The organism is Mycobacterium asiaticum, from assembly GCF_001673635.1.
GTDB classification, from domain to species: domain Bacteria; phylum Actinomycetota; class Actinomycetes; order Mycobacteriales; family Mycobacteriaceae; genus Mycobacterium; species Mycobacterium asiaticum_C.
Map to the genome: position 1 here is coordinate 162,271 of NZ_LZMH01000044.1, position 12,989 is coordinate 175,259.

The following is a 12,989-nucleotide window of genomic DNA, read 5'->3' on the forward strand; positions in this document are numbered from 1 at the left end:
ACGCGCGGGTAACCGTGTTGTGGGTAACACCGGTTCAAACCGCCGGCGCGGGCCCCGCCGACAAACGTGCTGCATGCAGGTGGTTACGGTTGAGTAGCTATAACTTCGCTGTTCAAAGCAGTATTGTTACCAAATCGTTATCTCAAAATTTTCGAGTGCGACGGGCACGTGTCGCCCAGCCGGCCCAGGCCCAAAAAATTCACCGGTGTAGCCGACGGCGAAAACTGAGCGAACGAGTGTTTGCTGGAAGGTATACCCGGAGTCTTAAAAATCCGGTGGGTCAGGACCACTGTCCAAACTGCGGTTTGAGGATCTCGTTGATATCGACCCCGACGCCACCGACGGTTCGCTTGTCGATCTCGACCTGATGCAGGTGCGCGGCCGGGTGGGTATATCCCTTCGGTGAGCCCCAGTTGTGCTGCCAGAAATAGGCACCAAGGCCGTCGTTCGCCGCCCACTCGATGGTCTTGGAGTTCGCGTACACACCAGTTCGTTGATGCCCGATGACCGACTCCCACGACCGCAGGTAGGGCATGATCTGGTTCTTGTACTGCTCCATTGACGGATTGTCGTCGATCGAGGCATAGATCGGGGCACTGGCCGGACCACCGGCGGCGGCGTGCAACTCGGCGCCGCGTTTGGCATGCTGCACGCCCGCGCCGGCCCCACCCAACCAGTCGGATGTGCTGCCCTTGCCGAACTGGTAGCAGGACACGATCTTGAGCCCGCTCGCGTGCAGGTCCTGCGCCTCGGCGAGCTGGATCGGCTTGCCCAGCATCCAGGCGCCGCCGGGCCGTCGGTCAGAGACGTAACGGATCGCGCCGACCGCGCCCGCTGCCTTGATCTGGCTGGCTGGGATGATGCCGGCCGCGTAGTCCAGCAAAGTACCGAGCGCCGCCGATGCCGGGGCGGCATTCAGTGCCGCGACGCCCAGGCCTACCAGGCCCGGAGCTGCCGCGGCGAATTTGAGCACGTCGCGTCGGGAAACGGACATGCGCCACAGGGTACGACAAGTTCATCATCGGTCACATTGACCACACCCATCACCACGGCATCACATTTGCAACGGTTCTACGCCTGACCGGGGTCGAGGCAGCGCCCGGAACGCTGTCACTATAAAGTTAATAAAGTTACCGGCAACCACTGCCGACGGGAGTTCCGATGGATCACGACCAACTCATCGACCTCACCCGGCGCGCCCTGAAGTTGGCCCGCGACAAGGCAACCGACCTCGCGCCGGCACCGCACCGGGTCGATGCCCGTGAATACACCTCCCTCGATCGCCATGAGCGTGACAGGGCCATGGTGCTGGCGAGCCCGCAACTGGTCGGCTATGTCTCGGAGTTGCCGCGGCCGGGCGCGTATTGCACCAAGACGGTGATGGGCAGGTCCATCCTGCTGACCAGGACAGCCGATGGCTCGGTCAAGGCTTTCGACAATGTCTGCCTGCATCGCCAAGCGCAGGTGGCCTCGGGCTGCGGCGTGGCCAAGCGGTTCGCCTGCCCCTACCACGCCTGGACCTACGACAATGCGGGCCGGTTGGTAGCGGTGCCGGGCCGCGAGGGCTTTCCCGAGACGACGTTGAAGGCCGACGGCTTGACCGAGCTGCCGGCGGCTGAGTTCGCCGGGTTCCTCTGGGTCGCACTGGAACCCGGGGCGACCCTGAACGTCGCGGCACATTTGGGACCGTTAGCCCAGGAGCTCGACTCATGGGGCATCGGACGCTGGTCGCCACTGGGCGAGAAAGTGCTCGACTCCCCGATCAACTGGAAGTTGGCGATCGACACCTTCGCCGAGAACTACCACTTCGCCACCGTGCACGAGAAAACTTTTGCGACCATCGCGCGCAGCAACTGCACGGTGTTCGACGCGTACGGGCCGCATCACCGGCTGATCTTTCCGCTCAACACCATCCTGGACTTGGACAATGTTCCCGAGGATCAGTGGATTCCGTTCAACAATTTGGTCGTCATTTACGCGCTGTTCCCCAACATCGTAATTTCGGTGACGATGGCCAACGGTGAACTCTTCCGGGTCTATCCCGGAGACCAGCCCGGCCGCTCGATTACCGTTCACCAGAACTCGACACCGCTCGACATCTCCGACGAGTCGGTCGCCGCGGGTGCGCAAGCCGTTTTCGAGTACGCGCACGCGACCGTCCGCGACGAGGACTACCGTTTGGTGGCAGACTTGCAGAGAAACCTGGAATCCGGTGCGCGGGAACAACTTCTATTCGGCCGCAATGAACCTGGCCTGCAACACCGCCATATCGAGTGGCAGCGCGCCGTCGATTCACTCCGCTGACAGCGCAGCGCTCAGATCGTCGAGAATACCGGCCACTGGGTCCTGCTGATCAGGACGCAGTTTGGCCACCAGTTTCAGTGCGCTTTCGCGATGGCCGGATTCGACCAATTTCGTAAGTTCGTCAACCGCGCTTTGCAGGTCCGGGTCGGCGGATTCCCCATTGACCACGGTGGTCGCGAGCACCTGAATCAGCTCCCAATCCCGGTACAGGGCCAACGACCGCTCGTTGAACGCGAAGGCCGTCACCGGCTCACCCGCCAGCGTGCCGCGGTACCGATACGGCCCCTCCATGTACTCGATCGGCAGGCAGTGCGCCGGCGCGGCCACCAGCGGCTCTCCGGTGATGTCCAATTGTAAAGCGGCACAGGTGATTCGATGGCGATCCGACAGGTACCGGGCCTTGACCGGTGGGCGGATCAGCGGCTTGATCGAATCGGGCCATCGGACGTAGCTGGAGATCGTCACTTCGAAATCCTCGCAGCACTCCGCCGGCCGGGAATCGGGATGGCTGGTGGTGATGCCGGTAAACGGTTGCAGCGCATTGTGATCGGTGCGCAGGAACTGTCGCCAAATACTCATGTCGACGCCGTTGTCGAAGTTGATCGTGCGCCATTCGTGCGACCTGGTCCGCGGCGGTTCCCCGCTGCCACCGCCCGCATACTTGGGGAACCACTGCCGGTCGACGTGTCCGGCCGTCCCACTGACCTGCTCTTCACGATCGCCCCAGCGCAACGTTCCGGTCATCCGCATCCCGGTCTGGAAGTAGGAATACGTGTCGTCCTGACCGAAGCAGGCGATTTTGCCGTTGTAGGTTGAGGCGCCCAGGGGCGTTGGCGCCCGCGTCGGCGTGACGGTCAGGTCCAGGCGCATCGGTCGCCCGTCCTGGTCGGTCCCGACCAGGCTCAACTCGTAGGTGTAGGGCAGCAACTCGCCGGCGCCGTCGCGACGGGTGATCCAGCTGGCAACCCCCACATCGGATCGATACGCAAGATCCAAATGGCCCGCTGCCGTGGACAGTTTGGGCCCGCCACCCCGTTCCATGCTGTCCGGCGGCATGTCGTAGTCCGTATAGGTGCCGTAGTCACCGGTGTCGAGGTCGAACAACGCCAAGGTGTAGAAATCCGCCACGATCGATCCGCCCGGGCGGTTCCGGTTGAAGATGGTCAGGAACGCGAACGAGCGGTCCGCGCCTGCCGCGAGTTCGCCCGCGAGGAACCAGGTGTCGGACTCCTGGCCGGAATGCTGGCCTTCGGCGGCAGGGAAATCCAGCTGAGGGTCGCCGGGAACCAGTTGGAACGGATAGCTGCGCCAGTCGCTGGTCATGTCACGCCTCGCCTCAGGGGAATGTCGTCCGGCCACAGCGAAAATCCGCTTTTTTGCTATGTTAGCATCAATAGCGAAATTACCGTCTCCTGCCCTGAGGTGGTGTCCGTGATGACGGCGAATCCCCGCTCCTACGACCAACTTTTCATCGGTGGGCGGTGGCGTCAACCCTCCACACCCGAACGGATCGCGGTCATCTCGCCACACTCCGAGCAGGCCATCGCGCACGTGCCGTCTGCGGGCCCGGAAGATGTCGACGCTGCGGTCACAGCGGCCAGGCACGCGTTCGACAACGGGCCCTGGCCCCGGCTTGCCCCGCAGGAGCGGATACGCAAAATAGAAGCGTTGGCAGCGGTCTACGGGCGTCACATCGACGAGATGGCCGATCTGATCACCGCCCAGATGGGCTCACCCCGCAGTTTCAGCCGGCTCGGTCAGGCAGCCGGTGCCGCCTCGATGATTCATCTGGCGCTGGCCACCGCGCGCGACTTCCCTTGGGTGGAGCGCCGCCGGGGTGTGCTGGGTGAAGCGCATCTGCGCCGCGCACCGGTGGGCGTGGTCGGAGCGATTGTGCCGTGGAACGTGCCGCAGTGCCTGATCATGCCCAAGCTGATCCCGGCCCTGCTCGCCGGCTGCCCGGTGATCCTCAAGCCCGCGCCCGAAACACCCTTGGACGCTTTGTGGTTGGCCGAGATGATTGAGCAGGCCGAGCTGCCGGACGGGGTGGTGTCGGTGATCACCGGCGGCCCCGAGGTGGGCGAGGCGCTGGTGCGCCATCCCGGCGTGGACAAGATCGCCTTCACCGGTTCCAGTGCCACCGGCCGTCGCATCGCCGCCCTGTGCGGCGAACAACTGAAACGGGTAAGCCTGGAACTTGGGGGCAAGTCCGCGGCGATCGTCCTCGACGATGCCGACATCACCAAGACGGTAACCGGATTGAAGACGGCCGGCTTGATGAACAACGGGCAAGCCTGCGTCGCCCAGACGCGCATTCTGGTCAGCCGGCGACGACACGACGAACTCGTCGACGCGCTGGCCGGCATGATGTCGACCTTGACCGTCGGTGACCCCACCGACGAAAAGACCGACATCGGACCCCTTGTCGCCCAACGGCAACAGCAACGGGTGCAGGACTACATACGCTCCGGCCAGCAACAGGGCGCACGGATCGTCGTCGGTGGCGCCGACAGCCCCGCGTCGCATGGTTGGTACGTGCGCCCCACCCTGTTCACCGATGCCGACAACGGCATGCGTATCGCCCGCGAGGAGATCTTCGGTCCCGTGTTGACCGTGCTCACCTACACCGACGAAGACGACGCGATCCGTATCGCGAATGACAGCGAGTACGGTCTGGCCGGTTCGGTGTGGACCGCCGATACCGCGCACGGCCTCGAGATCGCGGCGCGGGTGCGCACCGGCACCTACGGGATCAACATGTACATGCTCGACATCAGCACCCCGTTCGGCGGGTTCAAGCACTCCGGGATTGGGCGTGAGTTCGGGCCCGAGGGTCTTGACGAGTACGTCGAACTGCAATCCGTGGCGTGCAACGGGAAACTACCTCCGCTCAACGAGGCGACGGCAGCTGCAAAGTGATGTCCAGTGGACAGCACAGCGCGTCGTGCTGATTACGCACTTCGATCCGCAGGTCCACCAGATATCGGGGCGGGTCCACCGACGTGTCACAGCTCTTGGCCACTACCCGGCCCCGGCCGATCATGGTGTCTCCGGCATAAATCGACCCGGTCAACCGCATCGACCGCCGCACCACGCGGCTGCGCGGACCCGCCCAGTCGGTGGCGATGCGATCAGCGAATCCGGCCAGATGCATGGTGTTGACGTAGATCGTTGGATTCCCTTGACTCTGCGCGTAATCCGGGTCGAAATGGCCGGGAAAGTAGTCCCAGGTCGCCCCGGCGTTCTCGATCACCCGTTGGTAGGTGATCTCATCGACGACCTCGGGCAGATCGGCGGGGACGCTCAGCGCGTGCCAATCCGGTTCGGTCACGACGCCGCGCCGGGAGTGAAGCGAAACAACGTGTTTCGGGATCGGGCCACGACCGCGCCGTCTTGACGACGGTAGGTCTCCAGGGTTTCGACGAAGTGACCGACGCCCAACCGGGTGCGCTTCTCCGGCGACACCGACACCAGTTCCTCGACCGCGGTGAGCCGGTCGCCCTCGACGATCGGTTGCAGAAACTCGACATCGTTGGCGGCGTTGATGAAGGTGGTGCCCGGCAACGGAACGCGCAGCGCCAGAGCGGCGGCGGGCGGGCGTCCGCCCGGTAGCCAAGGGGGCGGAATCAGCCAGCCCATCAGCAACGCCGGGGGCGCCAGCAGTCCGCCCCAGTGCTCGCGGGCGAAGTCGGCGTCCCAATACGCGCGGTTGCCGTCCCGAACCATCGACGCGAACAGCTGGATGCGTGCGCCGCTGATCGGCATCGCCGCGGTCCGCGGTTCGGTCGTCGCGCCGACCATCCGCAGCGCGTCCTCATAGGTGCCGACTGCCAGCTGGTAACTCAGATTCGGGTCCACGATCACATGACGAGATGGCGGCTCGGCACAGAGTCCCACACGAGTTCGCGCGAGGTGAAGTACCACCCACCACGCTCGTAGATGAGCTGATCCCGGAAGATGCCGGTGGCCGGCGCGCTGGCGTCCCCGTCCGCCGCGGCGAAAAGTATTGCCACGCAATGCTGGGTCGCGTTGACTCCGTCGATATGGATCTCGTTGTCCACGGTGACCAGGCGTTGCCCTCTGCCGCCGTCGAACGCCTCACGCAGATCGGTGAAGGGCTCACCGTCGCGGACGTAGCTGGCGCCCGAATGACGGAACGTGGCGATCCAGGCGTCCCGGTTGCCCTCGGAGTAGGCCCGATTGTGCCGGGCGGTCAGATTCAGAATGCCCGCACGGCCGGTCGCGGCGTGCAGCATCTGCTGTTCCTGATAGGTCATCGTCATCGTTGTCTCCAACCTGCCTTTCACCGGCTCACAATGTATCCGTGGGTTTCGCGATCCCATGCGCTCGCGCTCACGCCGCGGGCCCGCAACACGTCCTTACGTATCCGGCCGATGACGTTCTTGGGAAGTTCATCGACGGTATCGACGAATCGGGGGACGCAGAAGTACGGCATGCGGGCGGCGCAGAAGTCCAGCAGGTCCGCGTAATCGAGTGCGGCACCGGGGCGCAGCGTGACGGCGACCAGGATGTCGTCCTCGCCGAGATCACTGGGTACCGCGACCGCGGCGGCTTCCTGAATCGCCGGGTGACTCATCACCACGGTTTCGACTTCCACAGATGACACGTTTTCGCCGCGCCTGCGCACCGAGTCCTTGACCCGGTCCACGTAGGTCAGGTTGTGCCCCGCATCGAGCTTGCCCAGGTCGCCGGTGCGGAACCACTCCGGATGCGGATCCACTTGAAGTGCTGGATGCCAGTCGGGATGCACATAACCCTGGCTCATCACGCCGGGAAACCTAGGTCGGCAGGTGATCTCACCCACCGTTCCGGCGGGCACCTCCACGCCGGCGCCGTCGACGATACGCACCTCGAAGTTCGGGTTGAGCCGGCCAGACGTTCCGGGAATCCCTTCGTCGGTAACATGTTTGACCGCAAGCGGAAAGGCTTCAGTCATGCCGTACATGGTGACGATGCGACAGCCGTAGCGCTGCTCGATCGCCCGGTAGGAGTTGGCGTCGATCGGCGCCGCGGAGATGAATCGCAAGGGCAACTGCGCGTCACGCGGATCCGGCGGCAGGCTCTGCAGCATGGTGACCATCGCGCCCGCGCCGACGAAGCCCACCGCACCGCGGGCGCGCACCTCGTCCCACACCTCACGGGGATGAAAGCCGGCTGCCAACACGGTGGTTCCGCCGACCAGCAGCGGTACAAGCACGCTGGGTGCCGCGCTCAAATGGAAAAGCGGCATCGCGGTCCACAGCACCTCCCCCGGGCTGAACTGCCACGCCTGGGCGGCGGTAGCGGCCACCGTGAAGAGGTAATTCCAGGATGTGGCAACAGCTTTCGATGGTCCCGTGGTGCCCGAGGTGAAGAACAGCGCGCCGGGATCGTCCGGCGCCGCGGGGGTGTCGCCTACTGTGGCATCGTCATCCAGCGCAACGGCGAGTGCCTCACCGATTACGACAACCTGGGTGTCGCGGTCGAGGTGTCCGGCGATCTCGTCCACCCGCTGTCGCCGATCCGAGTCGGTGAGAATCAGTTTGGCTCGTGACAACCGCAGGTTGTGCAGCAGGAAGTCGCCTTTGTTGGCGGCGTTGACCGCGGCGCTCACCGCACCGACGCGCGCCGCACCGAGCCAGAAGTAGACCCATTCCGGACATGTCGCGGTGAACAGAGCCACACCGTCGCCAGGGCCAATTCCATGGTCCGTCAATAGTTTTGCCGCGGCGCGGGATCGTTGCCGCAGCTGCGCGAAGGTAATGTCGCGACCTGCCACGGACAACATGACCCGACCGGGAAATTGCTCGGCGCGGCGATCGAGCACGGCTGGCACGCTGAACCGGTCGACACCGAAGTCGGCGGGCGCCGGAGGTCTCATCAGGCCGGCGCGGCCGCCGGGTCCGGTTCGCCGTCGGCGGTGTAACCGAAGTCGTTGGGCGACGGTTGGGTACCCGGGTAGAAGCGGTGCGCCCAGCGGCGCAGCGCCGCATAGTCGTGCGCCTCTTCCGGCGCCAGGTTGGGCTTTTCCAAATACTTCATGTTCTCCCAGGTGAAGAAGTCCTGTTTGATGACTTCCTGTTGCAGCGCCAGGAATTTCGCGGCCCGGCCGGTGGGGGCGTCGCCGTCGTCGCCGGCCTCGCGAATGGAGGCCTGTGTGTAGAAGTAGTCGGTGTAGTCTTCATCGACCGGGGTCTGGCCGGTGACCTGGACGGTGGCGACCAGGTCGCTGGGAAAGCGCACGATGCCCAGCCCCAACGAATAGTTGTCGTAGATGATCTTGGCGTCGACCGGGCCGTTCGGCGTCAGCCAGGTCTTGGCGCGGCCGCCCCCGAAATGCGCGTTGACCGTGGCATGCAGGTGATATCCCGAGACCTCGAACGATGCCGTGTTGGCCGGGTTGGCGGCCTTGTGCACATACTGGACGTGGTAGGGGTCGGCGGCGTTTTCGATGATCATCTGCGCGTGCACCTTGACCCGGTTGACCATCCGGGTGTGTGGGTGCAACGGGTAGTACTCGTTGGTTTCCAGTTCGGGCAGCACCGGCGGCTGCCAGTAGGGCGCGCGGCCGTGCCGCTCGTGCCACACCAGGATGAAGCCGTACCACTCGGTGACGGGATAGGTGCGGATGCGGACGTTGTTCTTGCAGCCGATCTTGCTGTACGGAATCAGCGCATTGGTGCCGTCGCCGCGCCACTGCCAGCCGTGCCAGGGACAGACGATGTGTTCGCCCTCGACGGTGCCGCCCACGCCCATGTTGGCGCCAAGGTGCTGGCAGTAGGCGTCCAGGACGTGCACCTTGCCGGTTGCGGTGCGGAACAGCACCAACTCCTCGCCGAAGTAGTGCACGCGCTTGACCTGGCCGGCGGCCAGGTCGGAGGCGAAGCCGACGATGAACCAGCCCGTCGGGAAGCGGTAGGTGGACAGGGCGATGCCCGAGGACCCGAACTCTCGTTCGGACGGGTCCGCTGTCGCGTCTGGTGCAATTTCCGTCACGAGTTCTCCGTTTCCCACGCGGCCGCGCGGCGACGAGGCCGCCCGCGCACCCGCGGTTCGACGACTGTGTCTATTTTTACTATTTTAGACATTGAACGTCAATGTGGGCGCTCCGGCTATGCCACGCCCTGTGACGCTCCGAGACCAATGGCATTGCGCCATCTGACTTCTCGTGGTGTTACTCGACAATGCGCAGCGCGGCCCGCGGACATTGGTCCACGGCGGCGCGGACGTCGATCTCCCGGTCCGGCGGCACCGGCCCGTCGGCGATCTGGACGACGTCCTCATCACCCAACTCGAAGATGTCTGGCGCGATGGATTCGCAGAACCCGTTGGCCTCACACATATCCGCGTCAACAATCACCCGCATCGGCTGCCCCTTTCCCTAGAGACCCACTGGCCGGGTCCCGATCACCCCGTCGGCGGCGAGGCGCGCGAGTTCTTCCTCGGTCAGTCCGCACTGATCGCGCAGTACGTCTTCATTGTGCTCCCCCAACGTCGGCGGGGGCCGCCGCAGCCATTCCCGCTGGCCCTCGAGCCGCGCGAACGGTGGGGTCGGATACAGGCCGGTGCCGGTCCGTGGATGGTCCAGCGACTCGAGGAAGCCGCGCGCCCGCAGTTGCGCATTCTCTGTGACCAGCGACGGTGATACGACGGGAGCGGCGGGCACACCGGCCTGCGCCAGCCGCTCCACCGTGGCATCGAGCGGTTGGCCGGCGAACCAGTCCTGTAGCCGGCGGTCGATCTCGTCGGCGCGTCGCCGCCGCCCGGCGGTCGTAGTGAGTTCGGCATCCGCAAACGGGGCCAGACCGACCAGTTCAACCAATGCCGACCACTGCCCGTCATCGCAGATGCTGACCGCGATCCAGTCGTCGGCGCCCGCGCAGCGGTAGATGTTCTGCAGGGCTCCGCCGTGGCCCCGGTTACCGCGCCGGTCCAGCGTTTTGCCGTACACCTCGGCTTCGATGGGCTGGATTGCGGTGGTGTTCAGTACCGTTTCGAGCATCGGCAGTTCGACTTGCTGGCCGGTGCCGGTGCGCTCCGCAGAATTCAGGGCCGCCAGTACCGCGAAGGCGGCGTGCACACCCGCCAGCGGATCACAGGCACCGCGCGGAGTGACCGGCGGCGCTTCGGGCAAGCCCGTCACCCACGTCAAGCCGCCGATCTGTTCCATGGTGGGCGCGAACCCGACCCGTTCACGCCACGGCCCGTCCAAACCGAATGCCGGCATCCGGACGACGACCAAATGCGGGTTGATCCGCAACAGCACATCGGCGGTGAGCCCGAAGTGATCCATCACCCGCGGTGAGAAGTTCTCGATCACCACATCGGCACCGGCCACCAGGGTCCGGAACAGTCCGCGTCCCTGCTCGGACCCCAAATCCAGTGTGACGGAACGCTTGTTGGTGTTCATCGCGTGAAAAACCCAGCCGTATTCCCACCAGTCATCCACATCGGTGCGCATACCACCCGAGTAGCGGATGCCGTCGGGACGCTGGATCGACTCCACCTTGATCACGTCGGCTCCGAACGCGGCCAGCAGATGCGTGGCCGCCGGGCCGGCCCAGAAGGCGGTCAGGTCGACGATCCGCACACCCTCCAGGGGCAAGCCGGTGACTGTCGATCCCGTCCTGGATTCCCTTGGCTGCCAGGCTGGTTCGTCATTGTCGGCGCCGATATCGGGTGTCCGCCCCACCGGTGAGGGGGCGCACCGCGTCATCAGCCACGGCGGCCGGGGCTGGTGAAAACCGGCCGGGTTGGCGATGAACACACCGCGTTGGGTCATGTACTCCATTTCCCGGACGGTGGCGCCGTTGCCGAGCGGGGCGATCGGCAACCGGAACAGCTGCCCCAGCTCGACGATCTCGGCGACGGTGCGTTCGGCCATCCACGGACCGATCGATTCGTAGATGAAGTCGCGGTACTCCCAACGGCCGATCTGAAAGCGCAGCTGCGGAATGTCTTCGAACTGCGGACATTCGACCATCGCCGCGAAGTCCAGCCACTGCTGGCCGGTGACCATGGTGATGCCGACGTAACCGTCTTTCGCCGGGACGATCGAGGGCACCTCCAGGGTGCGTCGCACCGGCGGGACTTGCAGCAACTGGGAATGCAGCCACTCGCTGCTCTGCATCGCCGTGATGGCCTCGAGCATGGACAGATCCAGATGCTCCCCCGGTCCACCCCGCTCGACGCGTCGGCGCACCGCCAGGGCACCGCAGGCGGCGTAGACCCCGCCCATGTATTCGCCGAGGTCGCCACCGATCGAGATCGGCGGTCCGGCGGGATCGCCGCGGAAGCCGGTGCAGCCGGACCAGGCCTGCAGGGTGAATTCGGTGGCGGCGCGTTCGGCGTAGGGACCGGTCCAGCCGAAATCGGAAATCGTGACGACAATCGCCCGCGCGGACTGTTGTAGCAGCCGCTGCGGTTCAACACCCAGGGCCGCGGCTTGCGAACGGCCCCCGGTCACGACGATGACGTCCGCGGCGGCGAGTTCGGCATGGTAGCGCTCGTCCTGCGGCAGGCTCAGACTGCGCTTGCCGGCGTTGAGATAGGAGAACAACGGCGACGCCGGGCGCTTCACCGGCGAACAGGTCGCGGAGTACCGGCGCAGGGGATCTCCTTGCGGCGGTTCCAGTTTGCGGACCTCGGCGCCGGCGTCGGCCAGCAACTTGCCGCAATAGCTGCCGGCCAAGCGGTCACTGATCTCGACGACCCGGAGTTCTTCGAGCGGTGTCGGCCGGCTACCGGCCACGTCACTCACGCGGCTATTTATACCATTACTGCTAAAATAGCTAAGCCAGTCGAGTTCGCGCGCCCGCGGCCGTGTGCTCTGTCCTGCTGTAGGTTGCGAGGAATCGGATGACCGCCCTGGGTATTGGACCCGACGCCCGGCGCCGGCTGTCGGCGCCGAGGATCGCTGAAATCGTAGCCGACGAGTTGCGCCGTCAGATCATCGACGGTGAACTCGCCGACGGCGACCTGTTGCCGCGCCAGGAAGTGCTGGTCGACCAGTTCAAGGTGAGCCTGGTCTCGCTGCGCGAAGCCCTGCGGATCTTGGAGACCGAGGGCCTGGTCTCGGTGCGGCGGGGCAATCGCGGCGGCGCTGTGGTGCACGCGCCGGCCAAGACCAGCGCTGCCTACATGCTCGGATTGGTGTTGCAGAGCGAGAACGTCGCCGTCAGCGACCTGGGCGCGGCGTTGCAGGAACTCGAACCGGCTTGCGCCGCCCTGGCCGCTCAACGGCCGGACCGCGCCGACACCTTGGTGCCCGAGCTCAAACAGGTCAACGAGGCCATGGCCGAGAACCTTGAAGACGGACGGCAATTCACCGAAATCGGCCGCCAATTCCACAATCTTATCGTTCGTGGCTGCGGCAACCACACCATCATCGCCGTCGTGGGCAGCCTGGAAACCCTGTGGTCGAGCCACGAACAGCAGTGGGCCGACGAAAGCTCGGCGCGCGGCACCTACCCGTCGCTGGCCAAGCGACGTGCCGCGTTGAACACCCACATCAAGCTCACCGAGACGATCGCCGAGGGCGACGTGGACCGGGCGCGGCGCATCGCCGGCCGGCACCTTGCGGACACGCAAACCTACGTGCTGTCCGGCCGGCCCGAACAACGCATCCATGCGTTGTCTCCGCAGGCGATGTCACGGCCGCGGGATATCCGCCGGCCATAAGCCCG

General features: G+C 65.2%; 12 protein-coding genes. 3 read left to right on the plus strand and 9 right to left on the minus strand.

What is annotated here, in order from left to right; translation table 11 throughout:
• Positions 1-280: 280 nt before the first annotated feature.
• Positions 281-994 (minus strand): DUF1906 domain-containing protein, encoded by a 714-nt coding sequence (locus A5645_RS13570; protein WP_065129862.1) that lies wholly within the window; start codon positions 992-994, stop codon positions 281-283.
• Between the two features lie 167 nt (positions 995-1,161).
• On the opposite strand from A5645_RS13570, the gene A5645_RS13575 reads away from it, so the two are divergent.
• Entirely contained in the window at positions 1,162-2,304 is a 1,143-nt protein-coding gene (locus A5645_RS13575; RefSeq protein WP_065129863.1) for an aromatic ring-hydroxylating oxygenase subunit alpha, read from the plus strand.
• Here the strand turns inward: A5645_RS13575 and A5645_RS13580 are convergent.
• Positions 2,293-3,627, minus strand: coding sequence for a lipocalin-like domain-containing protein (locus A5645_RS13580; RefSeq protein ID WP_065129864.1), 1,335 nt, complete (start codon positions 3,625-3,627; stop codon positions 2,293-2,295). The two genes, A5645_RS13575 and A5645_RS13580, sit on opposite strands and share 12 nt — an antisense overlap.
• Positions 3,628-3,738: 111 nt before the next feature.
• Here A5645_RS13580 and A5645_RS13585 point away from each other — a divergent pair, with 111 nt between their 5' ends.
• The gene (locus A5645_RS13585) at positions 3,739-5,223 is read left to right on the plus strand and encodes an aldehyde dehydrogenase (RefSeq protein WP_065129891.1); all 1,485 of its coding nucleotides are present in this window, start codon (positions 3,739-3,741) and stop codon (positions 5,221-5,223) included.
• Here the strand turns inward: A5645_RS13585 and A5645_RS13590 are convergent.
• The 7 genes from A5645_RS13590 to A5645_RS13620 all read right to left on the minus strand — a co-directional run bounded on the left by A5645_RS13590 (position 5,195) and on the right by A5645_RS13620 (position 12,064).
• Positions 5,195-5,635: a MaoC/PaaZ C-terminal domain-containing protein gene (locus A5645_RS13590; RefSeq protein WP_065129865.1), complete on the minus strand. Its 441-nt coding sequence runs from the start codon at positions 5,633-5,635 to the stop codon at positions 5,195-5,197. The two genes, A5645_RS13585 and A5645_RS13590, sit on opposite strands and share 29 nt — an antisense overlap.
• Positions 5,632-6,105, minus strand: coding sequence for a MaoC family dehydratase (locus A5645_RS13595; protein ID WP_155767999.1), 474 nt, complete (start codon positions 6,103-6,105; stop codon positions 5,632-5,634). Before A5645_RS13595 ends, A5645_RS13590 begins: the two co-directional genes overlap by 4 nt.
• Positions 6,106-6,164: 59 nt before the next feature.
• On the minus strand, positions 6,165-6,587 hold the full coding sequence (locus A5645_RS13600; RefSeq protein WP_065129866.1) for a nuclear transport factor 2 family protein: 423 nt from the start codon (positions 6,585-6,587) through the stop codon (positions 6,165-6,167).
• 20 nt (positions 6,588-6,607) lie between these two features.
• On the minus strand, positions 6,608-8,185 hold the full coding sequence (locus tag A5645_RS13605; protein WP_065129867.1) for an AMP-binding protein: 1,578 nt from the start codon (positions 8,183-8,185) through the stop codon (positions 6,608-6,610).
• Positions 8,185-9,300, minus strand: coding sequence for an aromatic ring-hydroxylating oxygenase subunit alpha (locus tag A5645_RS13610; RefSeq protein WP_172830532.1), 1,116 nt, complete (start codon positions 9,298-9,300; stop codon positions 8,185-8,187). Before A5645_RS13610 ends, A5645_RS13605 begins: the two co-directional genes overlap by 1 nt.
• 178 nt (positions 9,301-9,478) lie before the next feature.
• On the minus strand, positions 9,479-9,670 hold the full coding sequence (locus A5645_RS13615; RefSeq protein WP_036358226.1) for a ferredoxin: 192 nt from the start codon (positions 9,668-9,670) through the stop codon (positions 9,479-9,481).
• Positions 9,671-9,685: 15 nt separating this feature from the next.
• Positions 9,686-12,064 (minus strand): CaiB/BaiF CoA-transferase family protein, encoded by a 2,379-nt coding sequence (locus A5645_RS13620; RefSeq protein ID WP_081288337.1) that lies wholly within the window; start codon positions 12,062-12,064, stop codon positions 9,686-9,688.
• Positions 12,065-12,162: 98 nt separating this feature from the next.
• On the opposite strand from A5645_RS13620, the gene A5645_RS13625 reads away from it, so the two are divergent.
• Positions 12,163-12,984, plus strand: coding sequence for a FadR/GntR family transcriptional regulator (locus A5645_RS13625; RefSeq protein ID WP_065129870.1), 822 nt, complete (start codon positions 12,163-12,165; stop codon positions 12,982-12,984).
• The last annotated feature ends 5 nt before the right edge of the window (positions 12,985-12,989 follow it).

Excerpts from the sequence above, each read along its gene's own strand:
- A5645_RS13605 (WP_065129867.1), bottom strand. The coding sequence starts at position 8,185 with ATGAGACCTCCGGCGCCCGCCGACTTCGGTGTCGACCGGTTCAGCGTG.
- A5645_RS13580 (WP_065129864.1), bottom strand. The coding sequence starts at position 3,627 with ATGACCAGCGACTGGCGCAGCTATCCGTTCCAACTGGTTCCCGGCGAC.
- A5645_RS13585 (WP_065129891.1), top strand. The coding sequence starts at position 3,739 with ATGACGGCGAATCCCCGCTCCTACGACCAACTTTTCATCGGTGGGCGG.
- A5645_RS13595 (WP_155767999.1), bottom strand. The coding sequence starts at position 6,105 with ATGGTCGGCGCGACGACCGAACCGCGGACCGCGGCGATGCCGATCAGC.
- A5645_RS13600 (WP_065129866.1), bottom strand. The coding sequence starts at position 6,587 with ATGACGATGACCTATCAGGAACAGCAGATGCTGCACGCCGCGACCGGC.
- A5645_RS13575 (WP_065129863.1), top strand. The coding sequence starts at position 1,162 with ATGGATCACGACCAACTCATCGACCTCACCCGGCGCGCCCTGAAGTTG.
- A5645_RS13625 (WP_065129870.1), top strand. The coding sequence starts at position 12,163 with ATGACCGCCCTGGGTATTGGACCCGACGCCCGGCGCCGGCTGTCGGCG.
- A5645_RS13615 (WP_036358226.1), bottom strand. The coding sequence starts at position 9,670 with ATGCGGGTGATTGTTGACGCGGATATGTGTGAGGCCAACGGGTTCTGC.
- A5645_RS13570 (WP_065129862.1), bottom strand. The coding sequence starts at position 994 with ATGTCCGTTTCCCGACGCGACGTGCTCAAATTCGCCGCGGCAGCTCCG.